The organism is Sphingomonas arabinosi (genome assembly GCF_036663715.1).
In the GTDB taxonomy this organism is placed as follows: domain Bacteria; phylum Pseudomonadota; class Alphaproteobacteria; order Sphingomonadales; family Sphingomonadaceae; genus Sphingomonas.
The window spans coordinates 193,679-214,520 of record NZ_JAXOJN010000004.1 but is presented as its reverse complement, the minus strand read 5'-3'; the positions used below and the strand labels follow the sequence as shown (position 1 = coordinate 214,520).

The 20,842-nt window shown below is 65.7% G+C and carries 22 protein-coding genes; 11 read left to right on the top strand and 11 right to left on the bottom strand.

The annotated features are described in order from the left end of the window. The first annotated feature begins 17 nt into the window (after positions 1-17). Positions 18-575: a thiamine phosphate synthase gene (locus U1708_RS09350; RefSeq protein WP_332744959.1), complete on the top strand. Its 558-nt coding sequence runs from the start codon at positions 18-20 to the stop codon at positions 573-575. Between the two features lie 131 nt (positions 576-706). On the opposite strand, the gene U1708_RS09345 is transcribed toward U1708_RS09350, so the two are convergent. After that, positions 707-1,414, bottom strand: coding sequence for a hypothetical protein (locus tag U1708_RS09345; protein ID WP_332744957.1), 708 nt, complete (start codon positions 1,412-1,414; stop codon positions 707-709). A gap of 324 nt (positions 1,415-1,738) precedes the next feature. Here U1708_RS09345 and U1708_RS09340 point away from each other — a divergent pair, with 324 nt between their 5' ends. From U1708_RS09340 to holA, 4 genes are read left to right on the top strand one after another with little or no spacing between them, the layout of a single operon-like run. Continuing rightward, positions 1,739-2,170, top strand: coding sequence for a DUF3576 domain-containing protein (locus U1708_RS09340; protein ID WP_332744955.1), 432 nt, complete (start codon positions 1,739-1,741; stop codon positions 2,168-2,170). Positions 2,171-2,180: 10 nt separating this feature from the next. Then, positions 2,181-4,820: a leucine--tRNA ligase gene (gene leuS, locus U1708_RS09335; RefSeq protein WP_332744953.1), complete on the top strand. Its 2,640-nt coding sequence runs from the start codon at positions 2,181-2,183 to the stop codon at positions 4,818-4,820. Beyond that, entirely contained in the window at positions 4,817-5,347 is a 531-nt protein-coding gene (gene lptE / locus U1708_RS09330; RefSeq protein ID WP_332744951.1) for an LPS assembly lipoprotein LptE, read from the top strand. Before leuS ends, lptE begins: the two co-directional genes overlap by 4 nt. Then, on the top strand, positions 5,344-6,363 hold the full coding sequence (gene holA / locus U1708_RS09325; RefSeq protein ID WP_332744949.1) for a DNA polymerase III subunit delta: 1,020 nt from the start codon (positions 5,344-5,346) through the stop codon (positions 6,361-6,363). The genes lptE and holA overlap by 4 nt, the downstream gene beginning before the upstream one ends. Before the next feature lie 165 nt (positions 6,364-6,528). On the opposite strand, the gene U1708_RS09320 is transcribed toward holA, so the two are convergent. From U1708_RS09320 to U1708_RS09295, 6 genes are read right to left on the bottom strand one after another with little or no spacing between them, the layout of a single operon-like run. After that, entirely contained in the window at positions 6,529-7,425 is an 897-nt protein-coding gene (locus U1708_RS09320; protein WP_332744947.1) for a ParB/RepB/Spo0J family partition protein, read from the bottom strand. Continuing rightward, positions 7,422-8,204 carry a ParA family protein gene (locus tag U1708_RS09315; RefSeq protein ID WP_332744945.1) on the bottom strand — a complete coding sequence of 261 codons (783 nt, stop codon included), beginning with the start codon at positions 8,202-8,204 and terminating at the stop codon, positions 7,422-7,424. Before U1708_RS09315 ends, U1708_RS09320 begins: the two co-directional genes overlap by 4 nt. Further along, positions 8,201-8,821, bottom strand: a complete 621-nt coding sequence (rsmG, locus tag U1708_RS09310; RefSeq protein WP_332744943.1) for a 16S rRNA (guanine(527)-N(7))-methyltransferase RsmG — start codon at positions 8,819-8,821, stop codon at positions 8,201-8,203. The genes U1708_RS09315 and rsmG overlap by 4 nt, the downstream gene beginning before the upstream one ends. Next, entirely contained in the window at positions 8,818-10,653 is a 1,836-nt protein-coding gene (gene mnmG, locus U1708_RS09305; protein ID WP_332744941.1) for a tRNA uridine-5-carboxymethylaminomethyl(34) synthesis enzyme MnmG, read from the bottom strand. The genes rsmG and mnmG overlap by 4 nt, the downstream gene beginning before the upstream one ends. A gap of 54 nt (positions 10,654-10,707) precedes the next feature. Next, positions 10,708-11,985 (bottom strand): tRNA uridine-5-carboxymethylaminomethyl(34) synthesis GTPase MnmE, encoded by a 1,278-nt coding sequence (gene mnmE, locus U1708_RS09300; protein ID WP_332744939.1) that lies wholly within the window; start codon positions 11,983-11,985, stop codon positions 10,708-10,710. A 7-nt stretch (positions 11,986-11,992) separates the two neighbouring features. Then, a complete protein-coding gene (locus U1708_RS09295; protein WP_248524238.1) occupies positions 11,993-12,229 on the bottom strand; it encodes a DUF6489 family protein in 237 nt (78 codons plus the stop codon). Positions 12,230-12,285: 56 nt separating this feature from the next. On the opposite strand from U1708_RS09295, the gene U1708_RS09290 reads away from it, so the two are divergent. Both U1708_RS09290 and U1708_RS09285 read left to right on the top strand, forming a co-directional pair. Next, positions 12,286-12,759: a methylated-DNA--[protein]-cysteine S-methyltransferase gene (locus tag U1708_RS09290; RefSeq protein WP_332745158.1), complete on the top strand. Its 474-nt coding sequence runs from the start codon at positions 12,286-12,288 to the stop codon at positions 12,757-12,759. Next, on the top strand, positions 12,756-13,457 hold the full coding sequence (locus U1708_RS09285; RefSeq protein WP_332744935.1) for a dienelactone hydrolase family protein: 702 nt from the start codon (positions 12,756-12,758) through the stop codon (positions 13,455-13,457). Before U1708_RS09290 ends, U1708_RS09285 begins: the two co-directional genes overlap by 4 nt. Positions 13,458-13,575: 118 nt before the next feature. Here the strand turns inward: U1708_RS09285 and U1708_RS09280 are convergent, their stop codons facing one another. From U1708_RS09280 to hemE, 4 genes are all read right to left on the bottom strand, one after another. Beyond that, positions 13,576-14,295, bottom strand: coding sequence for a TerC family protein (locus tag U1708_RS09280; RefSeq protein WP_307089460.1), 720 nt, complete (start codon positions 14,293-14,295; stop codon positions 13,576-13,578). Between the two features lie 203 nt (positions 14,296-14,498). Beyond that, positions 14,499-15,755 (bottom strand): transcription termination factor Rho, encoded by a 1,257-nt coding sequence (rho, locus tag U1708_RS09275; protein ID WP_031395107.1) that lies wholly within the window; start codon positions 15,753-15,755, stop codon positions 14,499-14,501. Positions 15,756-16,039: 284 nt separating this feature from the next. Beyond that, positions 16,040-16,501, bottom strand: a complete 462-nt coding sequence (locus U1708_RS09270) for a HemJ family protein (RefSeq protein WP_332744932.1) — start codon at positions 16,499-16,501, stop codon at positions 16,040-16,042. Further along, entirely contained in the window at positions 16,498-17,547 is a 1,050-nt protein-coding gene (hemE, locus tag U1708_RS09265) for a uroporphyrinogen decarboxylase (RefSeq protein ID WP_332745155.1), read from the bottom strand. The genes U1708_RS09270 and hemE overlap by 4 nt, the downstream gene beginning before the upstream one ends. 328 nt (positions 17,548-17,875) lie before the next feature. On the opposite strand from hemE, the gene U1708_RS09260 reads away from it, so the two are divergent. From U1708_RS09260 to coaE, 4 genes are all read left to right on the top strand, one after another. Then, a complete protein-coding gene (locus U1708_RS09260; RefSeq protein ID WP_332744930.1) occupies positions 17,876-18,709 on the top strand; it encodes a pyruvate, water dikinase regulatory protein in 834 nt (277 codons plus the stop codon). Beyond that, on the top strand, positions 18,706-19,296 hold the full coding sequence (locus U1708_RS09255; protein WP_332744928.1) for a Maf family protein: 591 nt from the start codon (positions 18,706-18,708) through the stop codon (positions 19,294-19,296). The genes U1708_RS09260 and U1708_RS09255 overlap by 4 nt, the downstream gene beginning before the upstream one ends. Before the next feature lie 153 nt (positions 19,297-19,449). Further along, complete coding sequence (locus tag U1708_RS09250; protein ID WP_332744926.1) at positions 19,450-20,262, top strand: shikimate dehydrogenase family protein; 813 nt, start codon at positions 19,450-19,452, stop codon at positions 20,260-20,262. Next, entirely contained in the window at positions 20,259-20,834 is a 576-nt protein-coding gene (gene coaE / locus U1708_RS09245; protein ID WP_332744923.1) for a dephospho-CoA kinase, read from the top strand. Before U1708_RS09250 ends, coaE begins: the two co-directional genes overlap by 4 nt. The last annotated feature ends 8 nt before the right edge of the window (positions 20,835-20,842 follow it).

Genomic DNA, 20,842 nt, shown 5'->3' with positions numbered 1-20,842 from the left:
GCGCTATAGGCAGCGGCGTGGCTCGTCGTAACCCCATTCCCGCGCGCTGGCTGATGACGGACGAGCGGATGGGCGACGCGTTGTGGCGTGCCCTGACGCGATTGCCGCCCGGATCAGGAATCGTGTTTCGGCATTACGCGACACCCGAGCCGGAACGACGGGCGTTACTGCGGCGGGTCAAGCGCATCGCACGAGCGCGCCGGTTGGTCGTGGTGGTGGCCGGCAAGTCCACGATCGCGGCCGACGGCGCGCATGGTCGGGCCCGGACCGACGGGATCAGAACCTGGCCAGCGCATTCGAGACGCGAGGCCTTGGCCGGCAAGCGCGAAGAGGCTGATGCCCTGTTCGTATCCCCGATTCACGCAACCCGATCGCATGACGGGGCAATTGGGATAGGTTCGGCGCAGGCCATGTGGATCGGACGAGGGCTCGGCATACCAGTGATAGCGCTAGGCGGTATGAACGAGTCGCGCTGGCGGCAAATCCGCCGTTTCGGCTTCCACGGCTGGGCCGCAATCGATGCTTGGCTGCCCGCAACGCACCGTCATCCTGACGAAAGTCAGGATCCAGAGTAACCGATCACTGCGTCTCATGACCCTGTATCCTGACTTTCGTCAGGATGACGGGAGATGCGCGTTGAATACCACTTAAACGACGTTAGCCGCCATCCGTCTGGATCACCGAAGAGCATCGCTCCGTCGAACGCTTAGAAGCGGAAGGCAGTGCCCAGATACACGGCTTGGCTGTCGCGACGGTCGTCGTCGACCTTCACGAAGCGCTCGCGGTCCGACCGGTACCGCACGCCGGCCGTCACGGCGAGGCTACGCGTCAAGGCGTACGAACCGCCGAGATCGACCGAATAGCTCGGCGCGTCCTCGACGAGGTGCGGTGCGTTCGCCAGCGGACGATCCGCCGCAGCCTTCACCGTGCCGCTGAACCGCTTTGCGCTGTAGCTTACTGCCAGATCGGCCGCTTCACGGCTGCCCGGCATCGCGCCGAGATCGAGCTTGTTCACGTCGCCGGAGATCGCGAACCGCTTCCAGCCGACCGACATGCCGAGGTTGTACGCGATCGGCGCGATGCCGACGGTCGGCGTCGTCGATGCCAGGCTCGCCGTGTTGGCGATACCGCGGTTGGTCTGCGCACGGACCGCGACGGTCACTGCGCGATTGTCCTGCCGCGTTTCGGCTGGCGTAAAGCGGAAGCTGCGCGCATCGAAACCACCGCGCGCGAACATCGCGGCAAGGCGGGGATCGGCGGCAGCCGGGGTGAACGAACCGATACCGCGGACCGCGGCGACATTCTGCTTGCCGATCCGGGCAGGCTGTTCGCTGGCACCGAAGGCGGGCGCGACGATCGCAGCGGTGGCGACAAGCGCCCCGGCAACCACCCCGAATATTCCCCCACGCGTCATCACAACGAATCTGTCCTTCGAATCCCGTATTCGGATCCTGTTAAACAGCATCTAACATGAATTGATCCCGAGCAAAGGCCGCAGAACCGACCAATCTCACCCCTGGTCGCCGAATTGTCGGACAGTGTTGCAATCAGCACACATGTCACCGCGATAGCGCTACCGGATCGGACCCAATCATACGCTGACGGCGCTCGCTGATGCGCCTCACCGCGATATTCGACAGGCGCTCTATACGGTGCGCTCTCGCATGCGGGCGTCTGCTTGCGGGCGCGCGGGCTCGCCTGTAGAGCAAACGCAGATTTTCTTGCCAGGATGATGCCCATGTTCCGCCGCTCGCGTATCGCAGTCGTGCTGTTTGCCCTGCCTCTCGTCGCTTGCGGCGGCGGATCGGCGCGTCCCAAGGCGGATCTCGCCGCGTCGAAGATCACGACGATCGGCGTGAACAGCTATCTGTGGCGCGCGAGCCTCGACACGCTTGGCTTCATGCCGCTGCTCCAGACCGATTCCAACGGCGGCGTGATCGTGACCGACTGGTACACCAACCCGCAGACCCCGACCGAGCGCATGAAGGTCACCGTGTCGATCCTCGATCAGGACCTGCGGGCCGATGCGCTGCGCGTCGCCGCCCTCCGCGAAGTCAACCGCAACGGCCAGTGGATCTCGTCGCCGGTCCAGGCCGCGACCACGCAGAAGCTCGAGGACATAATCCTGACCAAGGCCCGCGACCTGCGCCGCGCCTCGATCGCGGGCTGAGGACGAAATAATGGCGTCGCGTTTCAATGCGTTGAAGGCGGACGCGGCGTGGCAGAAGGTCTGGGACGAGCGCAAGACGTTCGCCGCCGACGATCTGTCGACCAAGCCGCGTTCGTACGTGCTCGAGATGTTCCCCTATCCGTCGGGGCGCATCCATATGGGGCATGTCCGGAACTACACGATGGGCGACGTGCTCGCGCGGTTCCGTCGGATGAAGGGCATGGAAGTGCTCCACCCGATGGGCTGGGACGCGTTCGGCATGCCCGCCGAGAACGCAGCGATGGAAAAGGGCGTGCATCCGGGCAACTGGACGCGTGCCAACATCGCGACGATGAAGGCGCAGCTGAAGCGCCTGGGCTTCGCACTCGACTGGACGCGTGAGCTGGCGACCTGCGAGCCCGAATATTACGGGCACGAACAGGCGCTGTTCCTCGACCTGTTCGCGGCGGGGCTCGTGTATCGCAAGGAATCGGCGGTAAACTGGGACCCGGTCGACATGACCGTGCTCGCCAACGAGCAGGTGATCGACGGTCGCGGCTGGCGTTCGGGCGCGCTGGTCGAGCGTCGGAAACTGTCGCAGTGGTTCCTGAAGATCACCGACTTCGCCGACGAGCTGGTCGATGGGCTGGCCGCGCTCGAGCATTGGCCCGACAAGGTCAAGCTGATGCAGGAGAACTGGATCGGCCGCAGCCAGGGCCTGCAGTTCAAGTTCCAACTCACTGCTCCCTTCCCGCTTGCGGGAGGGGTCGGGGGAGGGCCTGACGCGAACGCGGCGGCAGCGTCCGAGGATGCCTCCCCTCCCGCAAGCGGGAAGGGAATAGAGTCGGTCGAAGTCTTCACTACACGCCCCGACACGATGTTCGGCTCCAGCTTCGTCGCGGTCGCGGCCGATCACCCGATCGCGCGCGCCATCGCCGAGACGAACCCCGACGCCGCGGCCTTCATCGAGCTCTGCAAGCGTGGCGGCACCACCGCGGCGGAACTCGACACACAGGAGAAGCTCGGCTTCGACACCGGTATCCGCGCGGTGCATCCGCTCGACAAGACATGGCACCTCCCGGTCTACATCGCGAACTTCGTGCTGATGGAATACGGCACCGGCGCGGTGTTCGGCGTGCCCGCGCACGACCAACGCGATCTCGATTTCGCGCGCAAATACGACCTGCCGGTCAAGCGCGTCGTCAGCGAAGGCGATGACGAAGCCCCCGTGTTCGTCGGCGACACCGCCTGGACCGGCGCCGGCAGCCTGGTGAACTCGCACTTCCTCGACGGGATGGACATCGAGGACGCCAAGCGCACCGTGATCGAGCGTGCCGAGGGCGAAGGCTGGGGCAAGGGCACCACCGTGTTTCGCCTGCGCGACTGGGGCGTCAGCCGCCAGCGCTACTGGGGCACGCCGATCCCGATCATCCACTGCGACGCGTGCGGCGCGGTGCCGGTGCCCAAGGACCAGCTGCCGATCGTCCTGCCCGAGGACGTCAGCTTCGACATCCCCGGCAACCCGCTCGATCGCCATCCAACGTGGAAGCACGTCGCCTGCCCGTCCTGCGGTGCAGACGCGCGGCGCGAGACCGATACGCTCGACACGTTCGTCGATTCGTCGTGGTATTTCATCCGCTTCGCCAGTCAGCCCGACGCCAAGCCGTTCGACCGGACGGGCGCGGAGAAATGGCTGCCGGTCAACCAGTATATCGGCGGCGTAGAGCACGCGATCCTGCACCTGCTCTACGCGCGCTTCTGGACGCGCGCGCTGAAGCATATCGGCATGCTCGACATCGCCGAGCCGTTCGCCGGGCTGTTCACGCAAGGCATGGTCACGCACGAAACCTATCAGGCTTCCGATTTCGGTGCCGATGCCAGCGAGACTGCCCGGACCTACTGGCTGTCTCCTGAAGAGGTGGACAAGGACGCAAACGGCGTACTCCGAGAAAAAGCGACCGGTCGCCGTGTCCACATCGGCCGCGTCGAGAAAATGTCGAAGTCGAAGAAGAACACCGTCGATCCCGAGCCGATCGTCGACCAGTACGGCGCCGACGCGGTGCGCTGGTTCGTGCTCTCCGACTCGCCCCCCGAGCGCGATCTCCCTTGGAGCGAATCCGGCATCGAAGGCGCGTGGCGGTTCGTCCAGCGGCTCTGGCGGCTGATCGAGTCCGATGACGCGGCGAAAGCCGAGGGCGAAGACATTGCATTGCGGAAGCTGTGCCACCGCACGACCGTAGGTATCGAGAGCGATATCAATGCCTTGCAGTTCAACAAGGCAGTCGCGCGGCTGTATTCGTTGTGCAGCGCGATCGAGAAGGCACCGCCCTCCGCAGACCGCGACCAGGCGGTCCGAACGTTGCTGCTGCTCGTCAGCCCGATGGTCCCGCATGTCGCCGAGGAAGCCTGGGCGACCGCGGGCAATGACGGCCTGATCGCCGACGCCGCATGGCCGATCGTCGATCCGGCGATGCTGGTCGACGACGAAGTCACGATCGCGGTGCAGGTCAACGGCAAGCTGCGCGACACGCTCGTCTTCGCCAAGGGCGCGCCGAAGGACGAGGTCGAAGCCGCCGCGCTAGCCTCTGAGAAGATCGTCCGCCTGCTCGAGGGCAAGCCGCCCCGGAAAGTGATCGTCGTGCCCGACCGTCTCGTGAACATCGTCGCATGAAGCGCCTAGCGATCCTCAGCGCGCTCGTGCTGGCCCCCGCGCTGTCAGGTTGCGGCCTGCATCCGCTCTATGCAGGGGGCAGCAGCGGTCCGGTCGCAGGCGCGCTCGGCCAGGTCGAGATCGCGCCGATCGCCGGCAAGAACGGCTGGCTGATGGCCACCGCCCTGCGCGATCGCCTGCCGTCGAACGGCGCGCTCGCGCTCTACCGGATCGACATCCGCCTCGACGACCAGATCAGCGGGCTCGGCGTCCGTACCGACGACAGCGTCTCGCGCGAACGCCGGACCCTACGCGCGCGTTATCAACTCGTACGGATCGGCGACGGCTCGGTACTGCTCGATGCGACCGCGGGCTCGGACGCCGGGATCGACGTCGTTCGCTCCGAATATGCGACGATCGCCGCCGAGAACACCGCACTCGAACGCCTGTCGCAGATCGTCGCCGACCAAATCGTCGCGCGTGTTGCGCTGTATGCGCGCAACACGCCGGCGGTTGCGGCGGCGCAGGCCACTACGCCCGCAAAGTGAAGGCCAGCGCCGGCCAGATCCGCGGTGCGCTGGCCAAACCGGGCGGCGACATCCGCCTGTACCTGCTCCACGGCCCCGACGAGGCCGGTGCAAGTGATCTTGCCCGGCTACTGGCCAAGGCGATGGGCGCCGATGCCGAGCGCGTCGATCTCGACGGGTCTACGCTGAAAAGCGACCCTGGGCGGCTAACCGACGAAGCCGCGTCGCTGTCACTGTTCGCGGGCGCCCGGTTCGTCCGCGTCGCGTCCGCCGGGGAGGAGAGCCTCGAAGCGTTCACCAACCTGCTCGCGGCCGAACGCGTCGGCAACCCGGTCGTCGCGATCGCCCCGACGGTCAAATCGACTGCCAAGATCGTCAAGCTCGCGATCGACTCCCCCCGAGCGATGGCGTTCGCCTGCTACGCCCCGACGGCGCAGGACGCCGAACGCCTAGCGACGACGATCGCAGGCGAGAACGGCCTCCGCCCCGCCCCAGGCGTCGCCCGCCGTCTGGTCGATACCACCGGCGGCGACCGCGCCGTCATCACCCGAGAAATCGAGAAGCTCGCGCTGTACCTCGACGCTGCTCCCGATCGCCCCGCGGACCTCGATCACCATGCGCTCGATGCGATCGGCGCGGACCTAGGCGATGCGGAGATGAGCCGCGCGATCGATGCGGTGATCGAGGGGCGGGTCGACGATCTCGGTGCTGAACTGGCGGTGCTAGAAGAGGCCGGCACATCGCCGATCCCGTGGCTGCGCCAACTCGTCCGCCGGCTGATCGCGCTGGCCGACATGCGCGGCGAGATCGACCGGGGGGAGTCGGTCGACGCGGTCATGAAACGCCACCGCGTGTTCTTCAAGGAAGAGGTCAGCACCGCGCGGTCCTTGCGCCGCTGGTCGCCGGTGATGCTGGCCACCGCGATCCAGCGCGTGCGGACAGCGGAGCGCGCGATCATGGCGTCCGGGAACGCCGGCGGGGTTGTCGCCGAGGCGGCGGTGGTGGCGCTTTCCCAGGCGATCGCACGACGAAACTAGCGCTCTTCCGCAACCGCATCCGTGTCTGCTCCGCTCCTCCTCGCCGTTCGTCTCACCTCTCCCCCGTTCGTGCTGAGCGAAGTCGAAGGATGGTCCGGTACGCAGGTGCTTCGACTTCGCTCAGCACGAACGGAAGGGGGTAACCGGGTCGGGTGACGCCGCGGCCTAGATCGCCCCGCCCGTCAGCCGCTGGCACACCATGTCGAGCTGATCCAGCGTCGAATAACTGAGCGTCAGCGTGCCGCCGGTCTCGGTATGCGCCACCCGCACCTGGAGACCCAGCAGATCCGCCAGCTGGCGCTCCAACGCGGCGATATCCGCATCGGGGATCCGCAGCTCGGCCGGTTTGCCACTACGGCTCCGCCCGGGCTTCGCATCGCGCGCGAGTCTTTCGGTCTCGCGCACCGACAGCCCGCGCGACACGACCTGATCCGCCAGCGACTCCACGTCGGGCGAGCCGAGCAACGCCCGCGCATGCCCCATCGACAGCGATCCATCGACCACCTGCGACTGCACCTGCGCCGGCAGTTCAAGCAATCGCAACAGGTTGGCGACATGACTGCGCGACTTGTGGACGATCTTCGCGAGCACCTCCTGCGTGTGGCCATACTCGCCGGCTAGCCGCTGATACGCCTGCGCCTCTTCGATCGCGTTGAGGTCCTCGCGCTGGATATTCTCGATCAGCGCGATCTCGAGCGTCTCTGCATCGTCGAAGTCGCGGACGACGACCGGCACCTCGTGCAGCCGCGCGCGCTGCGCCGCCCGCCAGCGCCGCTCGCCCGCAACGATCTGATAGTCATGCCCGTGTGGACGGACGACGATCGGCTGGATCAGCCCGCGCGACGCGATCGACGCCGCCAGCTCGTCGAGCATCGCCTCGTCGAAATGCCGACGCGGCTGATCGGGATGCGGCGACAGCGAACTGACAGGCAGCATTCGCACACCAGAAGATTGCCGCGCTGCACCATCAGCCGAAACAGGCGTCTCACGCGCCATTTCGCCAAGCAGCGCGTTAAGTCCCCTGCCCAGCCCCGGACGGCCGCGTTTGTTACCGTCGCTCATGCCGCCGCCTGCGCCGTTGCAGGAAGCCGGCCGATCAGTTCACGCGCCAGTGCAATATATGCCTGCGAACCGGAGCAGCGATGATCGTATATCAACGCAGGCAACCCGTGGCTCGGCGCCTCCGACAATCGCACGTTCCGCGGGATCACCGTCTCGAACACCACTTTCCCCAATACCGCGCGGACATCCGCCGAAACCTGGTCGGTCAGCCGGTTGCGCCGATCGAACATCGTCAGCGCGACGCCGAGGATCGACAGCCCCGGATTGAACCGCTGGCGGATCCGCTCGACCGTGCTGAGCAACTGCGACAACCCCTCCAGCGCGAAGAACTCGCATTGCAGCGGCACCAGCAGCGAATCCGCCGCGACCATTGCATTGATCGTCAGCAGCCCAAGCGACGGCGGGCAATCGATCAGCGCGATATCCCACGGCCCCTGCGCCGCCTTCACCGCCCGATCGAGCCGGTGGGTGCGGGCGTCGAAATCGACCAGCTCGATCTCCGCGCCCGAAAGGTCGACCGTCGCGGGAACGATGTCGAGCCGCGGCACGCGTGTATGCACGACCGCTTCTGCGATCGAGGTTTCGCCAACCAGCACGTCGTAGCTCGATCGCTCGCGCTGCGAATGACCGATGCCAAGCCCGGTCGACGCATTGCCCTGCGGATCGAGATCGACCAGCAGCACGCGCATTCCCGTTGCGGCGAGCGCAGTCGCGAGATTGATGGCGCTGGTGGTCTTGCCCACCCCACCCTTTTGATTGGCGACCGCGATGGTGATCATCGCGCGCTTACCCGATCCAGAACCACGATCGACGACTCCGGGTTCGTGACGCTTTGTTCCACGTGGAACATAAACCGCCAATGCTGCTTGAGCGCGGCAAGCTCCTCCTCGTCGAAACGCCCCCGAGGAAGCAACCACCGCGTCTCCGTTGTGGCGCAATGTGCCGCGCCACGCAAAAGGTTTTGCAGTGACGCAACCGCACGGGCGGAAATGATCGACGCGTCCGCAGTCGCGTTCTCTACTTTGGAAGCATGTACCCGAACCTGCTCGCCGAGGCCAAGCCGAGCGACACAGAGCTGAAGAAAGTCCGCACGCCGTCGCCGGGGTTCGACAAGATCGACCTGCCCCTCGCGAACCAGGGCTACAACCATACCGGGAAAGCCCCCGCCCGTGCCGATATCGAGCCACCGTTTCGCCGACGCATCCGCCCCCGCAAGGCCAACAAGCTGAAGCGAGTCGACCACGTGCCGGTCCCAAATGGTGGGGATCGTCGACGGCGCGATCAGATTTTGATGCGGTGCTTCCTCGACGACCATAGCCACAAAAGCCGCCAGACGCTCGGTCGCCTCCGCGCCGAACCGCTCGGTCGTCCAACTCTGCGCGTCGTCTTCGGTCATGCTGGCACTCGTTTCGTATGCAATAATACCGCCGACAACGCAGCCGGCGTAATCCCGCGCACTCGAGCCGCCGCCGCCAGCGAAGTCGGCCGCGCCGCGCTCAGGCGATCGATCATCTCGTTCGACAGGCCCGGCACGCGGTCATAGGCAAGGTCCTCCGGCAACCGGATCGCCTCGTCGGCCCGCAGCCGCGCAACCTCCTGCGCCTGCCGCTCGATATACGGAGCGTAGCGCGCGTCCTCTAATACTTCGTCAACGACCGCCGTCGGGATCCCCGCCGCAGCATCCGGCGCGACATGCGCGAGCGTCACGCCTTCGAACCGGAGCCAGTCGAACGCAGTCCGGCGCGCGCCATCGCGGCCGATGGCCACGCCCTGATCGGCGACTTCGGTCGCGGTGCGCTCGCTGTCGAGCGACGCGCGGAACCGGGCACGGTTTTCGGCCAGCGCATGCTGATGCGCGAGCCGTTCCGGTCCAAGACATCCGGCCGCTTCGCCGATGCCACCCAGCCGCGTCTCTGCATTGTCGGCACGCAGCGACAGGCGAAACTCGGCGCGCGCCGTCAGCATCCGATAGGGTTCGGTCACGCCTTGCAGCGTGAGATCGTCGATCATAACGCCCAGGTAGCTCGACGCGCGATCGAGGATCACCGGTGCCAAGTCACACGCATACGCCGCGGCGTTGAGCCCGGCGACGAGCCCCTGCCCTGCCGCTTCCTCGTAGCCGGTGGTGCCGTTGATCTGACCGGCACAGAACACGCCCTCGATCGCACGCAGCGCCAGCCGCGTGTCGAGCGCGCGCGGATCGATATAATCGTACTCGACCGCGTACCCCGGCATCGTCATCGTCACGCGTTCGAGCCCCGGAATGCTCGCCAGCATCTCGGCCTGGACCTCGACCGGGAGCGACGTCGAGAGGCCGTTGGGATAGACCGTCGCATCATCGAGGCCCTCGGGTTCGAGGAAAACCTGATGCCCGTCGCGGTCGCCGAAGCGGTGGACCTTGTCCTCGATCGACGGACAATAGCGCGGACCGGCTGCTTCGATCGCTCCGGTAAACAGCGGCGACCGGTGGAACGCCTCGCGGATGATCGCGTGCGTTCGGTCGGTGGTGCGAGTGATGGCGCAGGCGATCTGCGGTAGCGGACGCACGCGGGTCATCGGCGACATCGTCCACGGATCAAGGTCAGACGGCTGCTCGGCGAGTGCGCCCCAGTCGATCGTGCGGCCATCGAGACGCGGCGGCGTCCCCGTCTTCAGTCGCGCCATCGGCAAGTCGCGGGCGCGAAGCTGATCGGCCAAAGGCTTGGCCGCACGCTCGCCAATGCGGCCACCTTCCTCGCGATCATCACCGCGGAAGATGCGGCCGCCGAGAAACGTACCGGTTGCCAGCACGACTGCGCGGGCTGCGACGATCGAGCCATCCGCAAGCACGACGCCAGCTACCCGATCGCCGTCGAAATGCAGCGCAGTCGCTTCACCTTCGACGATCGCGAGCCCTTCGGTCGCGGCCAGCATAGTCTGGATTGCACCCGAATAGAGCCGACGGTCTGCCTGGATGCGAGGGCCCTGCACCGCCGATCCCTTGCTGCGATTGAGCATCCGGTAGTGGATCGCCGCCGCATCGGCAGCGCGTCCGATCAGTCCGTCGAACGCGTCGACTTCGCGAACCATATGGCCTTTGCCGAGACCGCCGATCGCCGGATTGCAAGACATCGCACCAATGTGCCGCGCGTCGAAAGACACGAGCGCAGTGCGCGCCCCCCTACGCGCCGCCGCGGCTGCGGCTTCGGTTCCGGCATGGCCACCGCCAACCACCACTACATCGAACATAGCTCAGCCCTAGTGCGGCCCAGCGGGTGCGTCAAAGATGTTCCACGTGGAACATCACTTGCCGATACAAAAACGTCCGAACAGCGCGTCGAGCATCTCCCCGGTCGCGTCGAGACCCAGAACGCCGGCCAGGATCGCGCGGGCTTGGCGAAGATGCTCAGCGACAATGAGCGCGTCGGAACTCCGGTAGCGCAGCGCCTCGGCGGCCTTTCCGCACTGCCGCCGCTGATGCTGCTTGAGCGCGATTCCATCGCCGCGCGGAAGCATGGTCATCGCCCGCTGATGCACCTCCGCCCAAAGCCGGTCGAGCGAACCGCGATCGGTTTGCGCAATCGCGAGCGCCCGCCCTGCGGGGATATTCGACCGCCCCGGCAGGTCCGCGCGCGCATGGATCCAGATGGCATCCGTCCGCGGCGGTGGGGTATCGGCCAGCCAAAGAACGATGTCCGCGGCCGCCAGCGCGCCCTCGGCCCGAGTCACGCCGATCGCCTCGATCGGGTCGAGCGTATCGATCAGGCCGGCGGTGTCGGTCAGCACATAGGCGACGCCATTGCGGATCACCGGCACCTCGATCCGGTCGCGCGTCGTGCCGGAGATCGGCGAGACGATCGCTGCGTCGCGCTCACCGAGCAGGTTGAGCAACGTCGACTTGCCGCTGTTGGGCGGGCCGCCGATTACGACGCGAAGGCCGTCCTTAAGGCGTTCGACCGGCGGGGCATCGACCACCGCCTCGATCTCGGCCGCCAGCGCGTCGATCTCCGCAACGATCGCATCGAACGCAGCCGTATCGCTCGCCACGTCGTCCTCGTCGGCGAAGTCGAGTATCGCTTCGATCCGTGCGGACAGCATTGCGACGGAGTCCATCCAGCCGCGAACCGTCTGGCTCACGCGACCCTCGGCTGCGGTCATTGCGGCGATGCGCTGACTCTCGGTCTCCGCCTCGAGCAGATCGGCGAGGCCTTCCGCTTCGGTGAGATCGATACGGCCATTGGTCAGTGCACGGCGAGTAAACTCACCGGGCTTGGCCGGACAGAGACCGGACTGCGCCGACAACGCGCGTTCGACAGCGGCGATAACCGCACGGCCCCCATGGCAATGAAGTTCGACCAGATCCTCACCAGTCGCCGTCGTCGGTCCCGGAAAGACGATCACCAGCGCACGGTCGAGCAGCGCGCCGTTGGCATCGCGCAAACCACGGAGGCTCGCATGACGGGCGGCGGGCAACGGCCCCGCCAGAGCCTCGGCCGCCGCAAATGCCTGCGGGCCACTCACCCGGACAACGGCGATCGCCGCGGGGGGACGCCCGCTCGATACCGCGAAGATCGTTTTCACGTGAAACTCAGCCGCCCGTCTTGGTCGCGGTGTCGAACATGCGCTTCCACATCGCCATCCCCGCCTCGCCCATCGGCTGCCAGCCGCGCATCATCGATTCGAGCATCTCCGGCTTCATCTGGCCGTCCGGGATCGCGTCCATCATCATCGCGACATAGCGATCGTGGATCGGTGTCAGATCGGGCAGGCCGACCGCGCGGCGCGCCTCTTCGGGGGTGCATTCGATCTCGATATTCATCTTCATGTACCGCGTCCCAGATGGCGCTTGAGCCGCCCATCCGCGCGCTGCATAGCGTGGCAATGTATGCGCGCGATGCAGCCTCGATCGCAACGCCAATCGGACTGGTCCGCGTGACCGGTACCGCGGAGCGGATCGACGCGATCGAGATCCTCGCGACCGGCGAGGCGACATTGAGCAATACGCCAGCGATCCGAGAAGCGCTCCGTCAGCTCGATGCATATTTCGCCAGGCGGCTAACGGCGTTCGACCTGCCGCTCACCCCCTCGCCTACCGAGCGCGGCGCGGTCCTGAGACAGGGGATCGTCGACATCGCCTATGGCGAGACCGCGAGCTACGGCGTGCTCGCGAAAGCGATCGGGTCCAGCCCCCGTGCGATCGGCCAAGCATGCGCGCGCAACCCGTTTCCGATCGTCGTCCCCTGTCACCGGATCCTTGGAGCCGGCGGGGCGCTTGGTGCGTATTCCGCGGGCAACGGACCCATCACCAAATCCAGGCTGCTCGATCACGAGCGGCCGCCAGGAGGATTGCTATGACGAACACCACCAAGATCGCCACGCTGGCGGGCGATGGCGAATTCACCGCATATCGCGCGACGCCCGCGGGCACGCCAAAGGCCGCGATCATCGTGATCCAGGAGATCTTCGGCGTGAACGCAGGTATCCGCCGCAAGTGCGATACGCTTGCCGAAGCCGGCTATCTCGCGATCGCGCCCGACCTGTTCTGGCGTCTGGAGCCCGGCATCGAACTCGATCCGGACATCAAGCCGGAGTTCGATCGCGCTCTCGAACTGATGGGACAGTTCGATCAGGACAAAGGTATTGCCGATATCGAGGCCAGCATTCGTGCGGCGCGCGGCGAACTCGGTGACGGTGGCAAGGTCGGCGTCGTCGGCTACTGCCTCGGCGGACGGCTCGCATTCATGACCGCGGCGCGGACCGACGTCGATGCGAGCGTCGGCTATTACGGCGTCGGGATCGACGGCTTGCTGGCTGAGAAGCACGCGATCGCGCACCCGGTACTTCTCCACGTGCCGGAAGAGGATCATTTCGTCGACAAGGCGGCGCAGGCAGCGATGCATGCCGGGCTCGACGATCACGCGAAGGTGACGATCTACGATTACGCGGGCGAGGATCACGGCTTCGCGACCGAGTTCGGCGAGCGGCGGTCGGATGCGGCGGCGAATCTGGCGGACGAGCGGACGGCAAAGTTCTTCGTGGAGAACCTGGGCTAACGTCCCCCCCCGTTAGCCCCGGCTTGTTCCAGCATGACGGGGCGCTGACGACAGATATGAAAAAGGCCTGGCCGGGATCACCTGGCGAGGCCTTTTCTATCCCACAATCGGCGATCGATCAGCGCAGCAGCGTGATGATCCCCAGCGTGTCGCCGGTACCGACCCAGCCTTCGTAGATCATCTTGATCGCGACCACGAGGATCACGGCAAGACCGATATAGGCGATCCAGCGATACTTGTTGATGACGCGCGCGATGTAGTTCGCGGCAAGACCCATCATCGCGACCGACAGCAGCAGGCCGATGACGAGGATGCCCGGATGCTCGCGCGCCGCGCCAGCGACCGCCAGGACGTTGTCCAGGCTCATCGACACGTCGGCAACGGCAACCGCCCAGGCCGCGCTTGCGAAACCCTTCGAGGACCGCAGACCCGAGCGTTCATCGCCCTCGATCTCCTCGGACCCTGCGTTCTGTGCGCCCTCGCGGATTTCGCGCCAGAACTTCCAGCAGACCCACAGCAGCAACAGGCCGCCCGCGAAGATCAGCCCGACGATGCCCATCAGCCACGTCACGATCAGCGCGAAGAAGATGCGCAGTACGAGCGCGGCGCCAATGCCGATCAGGATGACCTTCTTGCGCTGATCGGCAGGAAGCCCGGCGGCGAGTGCGCCGACGACGATCGCGTTGTCGCCCGCCAGGACGAGGTCGATCATCAGGACCGAGCCGAACGCGGCGAGCGCCTTCGGATCGCCGAGGTTGGAAAAGTCCGCGACGATGTGCTGCCAGATCTCCAGCGGTGAGCCGGGTCCGGCGACTCCCGATGCGGCGGTGGCCAGCATGGCGATGATACTCAAGATGTCAGCTCCCGGTGACGGATTTCATGGTGGGGTAATAGCAAAGCGGCACGCGAAAGCCATGCTCTCGCGTGCCGCTTTGGTCTGCTTGGCCAGACATGGGCAAAGCCCATGCCGTCGGTCGAGGCTGCGCCCCGCCGGCCGAACCGGTGCGAGTCCTGCTGCAGCTTGCAGCAGGCCGCACTCGGTTACTGATTCATGCTGTCGAAGAAATTCTCGTTGGTCTTCGAATCCTTCATCTTGTCGAGCAGGAACTCCATCGCGTCGATCGTGCCCATCTGCATCAGGATACGGCGCAGGACCCACATCTTGCTGAGCTTGGCCTTGTCGACCAGCAGCTCTTCCTTGCGGGTACCCGACTTGCCGACGTCGAGCGCCGGGAAGATGCGCTTGTCCGCGACCTTGCGATCGAGCACGATTTCGGAGTTGCCGGTGCCCTTGAACTCCTCGAAGATCACCTCGTCCATGCGGCTGCCCGTGTCGATCAGCGCGGTCGCGATGATCGAGAGCGAACCACCCTCCTCGATGTTGCGCGCGGCGCCGAAGAAGCGCTTCGGACGCTGCAGCGCGTTCGCGTCGACACCGCCGGTCAGGACCTTGCCCGACGACGGCACGACGGTGTTGTAAGCGCGACCCAGACGCGTGATCGAGTCGAGCAGGATCACCACGTCCTTCTTGTGCTCGACCAGGCGCTTGGCCTTTTCGATCACCATTTCAGCAACTTGCACGTGGCGCTGCGCGGGTTCGTCGAAGGTTGAGCTGACCACCTCGCCCTTCACGCTGCGCTGCATGTCGGTGACTTCCTCGGGGCGCTCGTCGATCAGCAGGACGATCAGGAACACCTCGGGGTGGTTGTCGGTGATCGCCTTGGCCATGTTCTGCAACATGACCGTCTTGCCGACGCGCGGCGGTGCGACGATCAGCGTGCGCTGGCCCTTGCCCTGCGGCGAGACGATGTCGATCACGCGCGCCGACTTGTCCTTGACGGTCGGGTCGGCGGGATCGAGCGTGAGCTTGCTCTCTGGGTAGAGCGGCGTGAGGTTGTCGAAATTGACGCGGTGGCGGACGACGTCGGGGTCATCGAAATTGACGGCCGTGAGCTTCACCAGCGAGAAATAGCGTTCGCCATCCTTCGGCCCGCGGATTTCGCCCTCGACCGTGTCACCGGTGCGCAGGCCGAACTTCCGGACCTGGTTCGGTGAGATGTAGATGTCGTCGGGACCAGCGAGATAGTTCGATTCCGGCGAGCGCAGGAAGCCGAAGCCGTCGGGCAGCACTTCGATCGTGCCGAGCCCCATGATCTGGTCGCCATTGTCCGCCTGCACCTTCAGGATCGCGAACAGCAGGTCCTGCTTGCGCAGCGTCGAGGCGCTCTCGACCCCCAGTTCCTCGGCCAGCTGGACCAGCTCGGCGGGTTTCTTCTTCTTCAGGTCTTTGAGATGCATGGGGATTTCCGGATAGCAATCAACGGGAGAACGCTCGGTCGGCGGCGCGCTTGGGAAGCGGAACTGGGCGAGACGAGTCTGCTTGAACCCACGACCGGGCAGGACGCCAGGAGGCCGTGTTGGGAGAAGGAGTTAGAATTGGGGGGGCGGTTAGTCAAGCGAGCCTTTTCGCCCCTCCCTGGAAGGGAGGGGTTGGGGGTGGGTTCGCTTCCGCATGGAGGGACGCGGGTGGCTTGAACGGGCCGACCCACCCCCAGCCCCTCCCTTCCAGGGAGGGGCGAAGTTCAGAACGGCTTCACGATCGCCAACACGACGATCAGCGTCACCGCGAGCGCCGGCACTTCGTTCAGCATCCGCAACTGCTTCCCCGTCAGCGTCGGCTTCCCCGCGGCAAGTTTCTTCGCATAGCCCACGGTCCACCCGTGATAGCCCGTCAGCAGGAACACCAGCAGCAGCTTGAGGTGCAGCCACCCCAGCCCCGGCGCGCCGTCCGCCAGCCCCAGGTTCAGCGCCAGCGCGATCCCCAGCACCCAGACGACGATCATCGCCGGCGTCAGGATGATATGCCGGATCTTGCCCTCGCGCTCGACCCAGTTCGCCGCCTCGCCTGCGTTACCAGCCGCCAGCGCCTCCTGATGATACACGAGGTAGCGCGGCAGCATGAACAGCCCCGCCATCCAGAAGATCACGAAGATCAGATGCGAGGCCTTCACCCAATCATACGCAGCGCCGAGAAAACCGCTCATGTCGTGCTCCTTACGCGGGCGATCAGCTGCTCGACATGCGCGATGGGCGTGTCGGGCAGGATGCCGTGGCCGAGGTTGAAGACGTGCGGGCGTTCGACGAACGCCGCGAGGATCCGGTCGATCGCCACATCGAGATCCGCACCGCCCGCGATCAACGCCAGCGGATCGAGATTGCCTTGCACCGGCATGTCCACAGGCAACGATGCGTGTGCCCAGACTGGATCGACCGTCTCGTCCAGCCCGATCGCATCGACGCCCGTCTCGTGCGCATACGCTGGCAACTTGCCCCCTGCCCCCTTGGGAAAGCCGATGATCGGCACGCCGGGGCAGCGCGCGTGGAGCTGCTCGACGATCGACGCGGTCGGCGCGATCACCCAGCGTTCGAACTGCGCAGGCGAGAGCGAGCCCGACCAGCTGTCGAACAGTTGCACCACATCGACGCCCGCCTCGATCTGCCGCGCGAGATACTCGACGGTGTTGTCTGCGATCGCATCGATGATCGCACCGAACGCCTCCGGGTCACGATAGGCAAAGCGCCGCGTCTCGGACTGATCCTTGCTCCCCTTCCCCGCCACCATATAGGTCGCGACCGTCCAGGGAGACCCCGCAAAGCCCAGGAACGTCGTCGCAGGAGGCAACGCAGCAGCAACCTTGGCGACGGTGCCGTAGACCGGCTCCAGCCGTCCCATGACCGGCTGCAACCGGTCGAGTGCATGGTCGACCAATGCCGGCTCGAGCCGCGGTCCCTCACCCACCCCGAAGGTCAGATCCTGGCCGAGCGCCCAAGGGATCATCAGGATATCCGAGAACAGGATCGAGCCGTCGAATCCGAACCGGCGGATTGGTTGGAGCGTCACCTCGGCTGCCGCGTCGGGATCGGTCGCGAGCGCGAGGAAGCCACCCTTCTCGGCACGCAGCTCGCGGTATTCGGGGAGATACCGCCCCGCCTGCCGCATAAGCCACAGCGGCGGGACCGCCTGCCGCTCACCGCGAAGGGTCGCCAACAGCGGCTTTAGGACAGGCGATTTGGGGGTCGGATCGGTCAGCGGAGCACCCTTCTTCTACTATAAGAAGATTCAAGAAATAGGTTGTTGCAGTGGTTGGGCGGTTGAACCCGGGACTTATGCGGTGATCCCGGAAATGCCAACAGCTTGACCCCTCGGCACCCGCACAAACGCGCTGATTCGATTCAAGGCTCCCCGTTACTCACAGCCTGTGGATAAAATCGACGGCTGTGCGCGAGCGTGTGGATGGAATCGCTATTATCCACGGCGCCACGGTCGCTTGGCGAGGGGGGCGAGTTACGCTAGCTCTTTTCCGCATGTTATCCACAGATTCATACCCAGGGACCCGCTCGCCGGGGATAAGACGCCGATGATGCGGCTTCACCTTCATCTGTTGTCGGACTCTACCGGCGAGACGCTGGAGAACATCGCGAAGGCGGCGCTGGCGCAATATGATGACGTCGAGACCGTCCGCCATTTCTGGCCGATGGTCCGGACCGAAGCGCACCTCGAACGCATCCTCCAGGAGATCGCGCAGAACCCCGGCCTGGTGATCTTCACGCTGGTGAACCCGACGACGCGGCGGATTCTCGAGCAGCGGTGTCTGGCGCTGGGGTTGCCGGCAGTAGCGCCGCTCGACCCAGTCAACGACGCGCTCTCGGGACTGCTCGGGCAGCAGGCAAAGGCGCGGCCGGGTCGTCAGCACGTCCTCGATGCGGCGTATTTTGCCCGTGTCGATGCGATCCAGTGGACGATTGCGCACGACGATGGGATTGCGTGGGAGGAATGGGAGGAGGCCGATATCGTCCTCGCAGGCGTGTCGCGCTCGTCGAAGACGCCGACCTCGATCTACCTTGCCAACCGAGGCTACAAGGCCGCGAACATTCCGATCGTGGTCGAAAGCCCACCGCCGAAGATCCTGTATAGCCTCAAGAACCCGCTGATCGTCGGCCTCACGACGAGTGCTGACCGATTGATCCAGGTACGCCGCAACCGCCTGCTGTCGCTCAACCAGCAGCCCGACACATCCTATGTCGAGGAGGAAGCGGTCATGCGCGAACTGGCCTTTGCGCGACGCATGTTCGCCGACAATGGTTGGCCAGTGATCGACGTCACGCGGCGTTCGATCGAGGAAACGGCGGCCGCGATCATCGCCTTGTGCAATCAGCGGCGGAGCGATGACGCCGTGAAGGTCGAGGCATGAGCCTGATCCTCGCCTCGCAAAGCGCCTCGCGTCGCGCGATGCTGACCGCGGCGGGCGTACCGTTCGAGGCGACGTTCGCAGGCGTCGACGAGGATGCGGCGAAGGCAGCGCTCCGCGACCTGTCCCCGCGCGATCTCGCCGATGCACTGGCGGAATTGAAGGCGCTCAAGGTGTCCGCGCGCATGCCGGGCTATCTCGTCCTCGGCAGCGACTCGCTGGTTGCGCTGGAGGACGGTACGATCCTCGACAAGCCCGTCGACCGGGCCGATGCGGCGGCGCATCTGCGGTTGATGTCGGGCAAGCGTCACGATCTCTGGAGCGCCGCGGTCATCGCCGAAAACGGCCAGGCGATCTGGCGCCATGTCGAGCGTGCGAAGATGCACGTCCGCCCGCTGTCGGAGGCGTTCATCGAAACCTATCTGGATGCGGAATGGCCCGCGATCTCAGGCTGCGTCGGCTGCTACCGTATCGAGGGGCCCGGCGCGCAACTCTTCGCTAAGATCGAGGGGAGCCAGTTTACGGTACTGGGGATGCCGCTGTTGAACGTTCTCGACTTCCTGCGCGTGCGTGGCGAATTGCCGGCATGACCCGAAGCTTCTGATCCTCCCTGCAAGGGGAAGGATTGTTCGGGGCGGCGGACGGCGCATGGCAATCCAACTGCAGTAGACTAAACCGCGCTCACCCGCGAAGGCGGGTGCCCAAACTGGATCCCCACCATCGCGGGGAACACGGAGCTTCGAATGACCCGCCCCTATGCAGAAGTGATCGGCGACCCGATCACACAGTCGAAATCTCCACTGATCCACGGCTTCTGGCTCGACGCGCTCGGGATCGACGCCGAGTATCGCCACAAACACGTAACCCCGGACGAACTCCCCGCCTATTTCGCCGAGCGCAAAGCCGACCCCGCCTGGCGCGGGTGCAACATCACCATGCCGCACAAGCTCGCCGCGCTCGACCACGTTTCCGACCCCGGCGACGTCCGCGGGACGATCGGCGCGATCAACACCGTATTCCGCAACCAGGCGGGAGACTGCATCGGCACCAACACCGATGCCGCCGGATTCTGGGCGCCGATCGACGATCTCGACATCGCCGGGCAGCCCGTCACGGTGATCGGTGCCGGTGGCGCCGCCCGCGCGATCCTGTTCGCGCTGTCGCGGATGGGCGTCGGCCCGGTGACCATCCTCAACCGCAATCCGCTCAAGGGTGCGGCGCTGCTGTCGGCGTTCGGGCTGAAGGGGCAGGCATTGCCGATCGGCCCAGCTGCCCCACCCTCGCGCTTGCTCGTCAACGCCAGCGTGCTGGGCATGACCGGTCAGCCGCCGCTCGATATCGACCTCGGCGCGCTCGACCCGGACTCGCTGGTCTACGACATCGTCTACTCGCCGCTCGAAACGGGTCTGCTTAAGGCGGCACGTGCACGGGACCTCGAAACCGTCGACGGCCTTGAAATGCTGATCGGCCAGGCGGCCGTCGCATTCGAGATATTGTTCCACGTGGAACCACCGCGCGATCGCGACGAGGACCTCCGGGCGTTGCTGGTCAAATGATCATCGGGCTGACCGGCTCGATAGGCATGGGCAAGTCGACCGTCGCTGCGATGTTCGCCCACGAAGGCGTGCCGGTGTTCGACGCCGACGCGACCGTGCACCGGTTACAGGGCGTCGGTGGCCACCTGGTCCCCACGATCGAAGCCGCCTTCCCCGGCACGACCATCGCAGGCGCAGTCGACCGCGCGAAACTCGGTGCAGCGGTGTTCGGCAACGATGCCGCGATCAAGCGACTCGAAGCCATCGTCCACCCGGCGGTGGGCGAGGAGCGCGCCGCCTTCCTCGCGCAGCACACCGGCAAGCGAGTCGTCTTAGACGTCCCCTTGCTCTTCGAGACCGGCGGCGACCGCAACGTCGACCTGATCGTCGTCGTCTCTGCCGCCCCCGACGTCCAACGTGCGCGCGTCCTCGCCCGCCCCGGCATGACCGCCGAGAAGTTCGCCGCAATCTTGGCTCGCCAGACCCCCGACGCCGAGAAACGCGCCCGCGCGGATCACGTGATTCGCACCGACATCAGCTTCGACGAGACACGTGCGCAAGTCCGGGCGGTGCTTGCATCCTTGGAAATCTGAGCCGATAC

What these genes read in the sequence shown, in the direction of transcription:
- U1708_RS09270 (WP_332744932.1), bottom strand. Translation starts at nt 16,501, where the DNA reads ATGAGCGGTTTTCTCGGCGCTGCGTATGATTGGGTGAAGGCCTCGCAT.
- lptE (WP_332744951.1), top strand. Translation starts at nt 4,817, where the DNA reads ATGAAGCGCCTAGCGATCCTCAGCGCGCTCGTGCTGGCCCCCGCGCTG.
- U1708_RS09255 (WP_332744928.1), top strand. Translation starts at nt 18,706, where the DNA reads ATGAGCCTGATCCTCGCCTCGCAAAGCGCCTCGCGTCGCGCGATGCTG.
- U1708_RS09320 (WP_332744947.1), bottom strand. Translation starts at nt 7,425, where the DNA reads ATGAGCGACGGTAACAAACGCGGCCGTCCGGGGCTGGGCAGGGGACTT.
- U1708_RS09260 (WP_332744930.1), top strand. Translation starts at nt 17,876, where the DNA reads ATGATGCGGCTTCACCTTCATCTGTTGTCGGACTCTACCGGCGAGACG.
- leuS (WP_332744953.1), top strand. Translation starts at nt 2,181, where the DNA reads ATGGCGTCGCGTTTCAATGCGTTGAAGGCGGACGCGGCGTGGCAGAAG.
- U1708_RS09290 (WP_332745158.1), top strand. Translation starts at nt 12,286, where the DNA reads ATGTATGCGCGCGATGCAGCCTCGATCGCAACGCCAATCGGACTGGTC.
- U1708_RS09345 (WP_332744957.1), bottom strand. Translation starts at nt 1,414, where the DNA reads ATGACGCGTGGGGGAATATTCGGGGTGGTTGCCGGGGCGCTTGTCGCC.
- U1708_RS09250 (WP_332744926.1), top strand. Translation starts at nt 19,450, where the DNA reads ATGACCCGCCCCTATGCAGAAGTGATCGGCGACCCGATCACACAGTCG.
- U1708_RS09285 (WP_332744935.1), top strand. Translation starts at nt 12,756, where the DNA reads ATGACGAACACCACCAAGATCGCCACGCTGGCGGGCGATGGCGAATTC.
- coaE (WP_332744923.1), top strand. Translation starts at nt 20,259, where the DNA reads ATGATCATCGGGCTGACCGGCTCGATAGGCATGGGCAAGTCGACCGTC.
- rho (WP_031395107.1), bottom strand. Translation starts at nt 15,755, where the DNA reads ATGCATCTCAAAGACCTGAAGAAGAAGAAACCCGCCGAGCTGGTCCAG.
- U1708_RS09340 (WP_332744955.1), top strand. Translation starts at nt 1,739, where the DNA reads ATGTTCCGCCGCTCGCGTATCGCAGTCGTGCTGTTTGCCCTGCCTCTC.
- U1708_RS09280 (WP_307089460.1), bottom strand. Translation starts at nt 14,295, where the DNA reads ATGCTGGCCACCGCCGCATCGGGAGTCGCCGGACCCGGCTCACCGCTG.
- rsmG (WP_332744943.1), bottom strand. Translation starts at nt 8,821, where the DNA reads ATGACCGAAGACGACGCGCAGAGTTGGACGACCGAGCGGTTCGGCGCG.
- U1708_RS09295 (WP_248524238.1), bottom strand. Translation starts at nt 12,229, where the DNA reads ATGAAGATGAATATCGAGATCGAATGCACCCCCGAAGAGGCGCGCCGC.
- mnmG (WP_332744941.1), bottom strand. Translation starts at nt 10,653, where the DNA reads ATGTTCGATGTAGTGGTGGTTGGCGGTGGCCATGCCGGAACCGAAGCC.
- U1708_RS09315 (WP_332744945.1), bottom strand. Translation starts at nt 8,204, where the DNA reads ATGATCACCATCGCGGTCGCCAATCAAAAGGGTGGGGTGGGCAAGACC.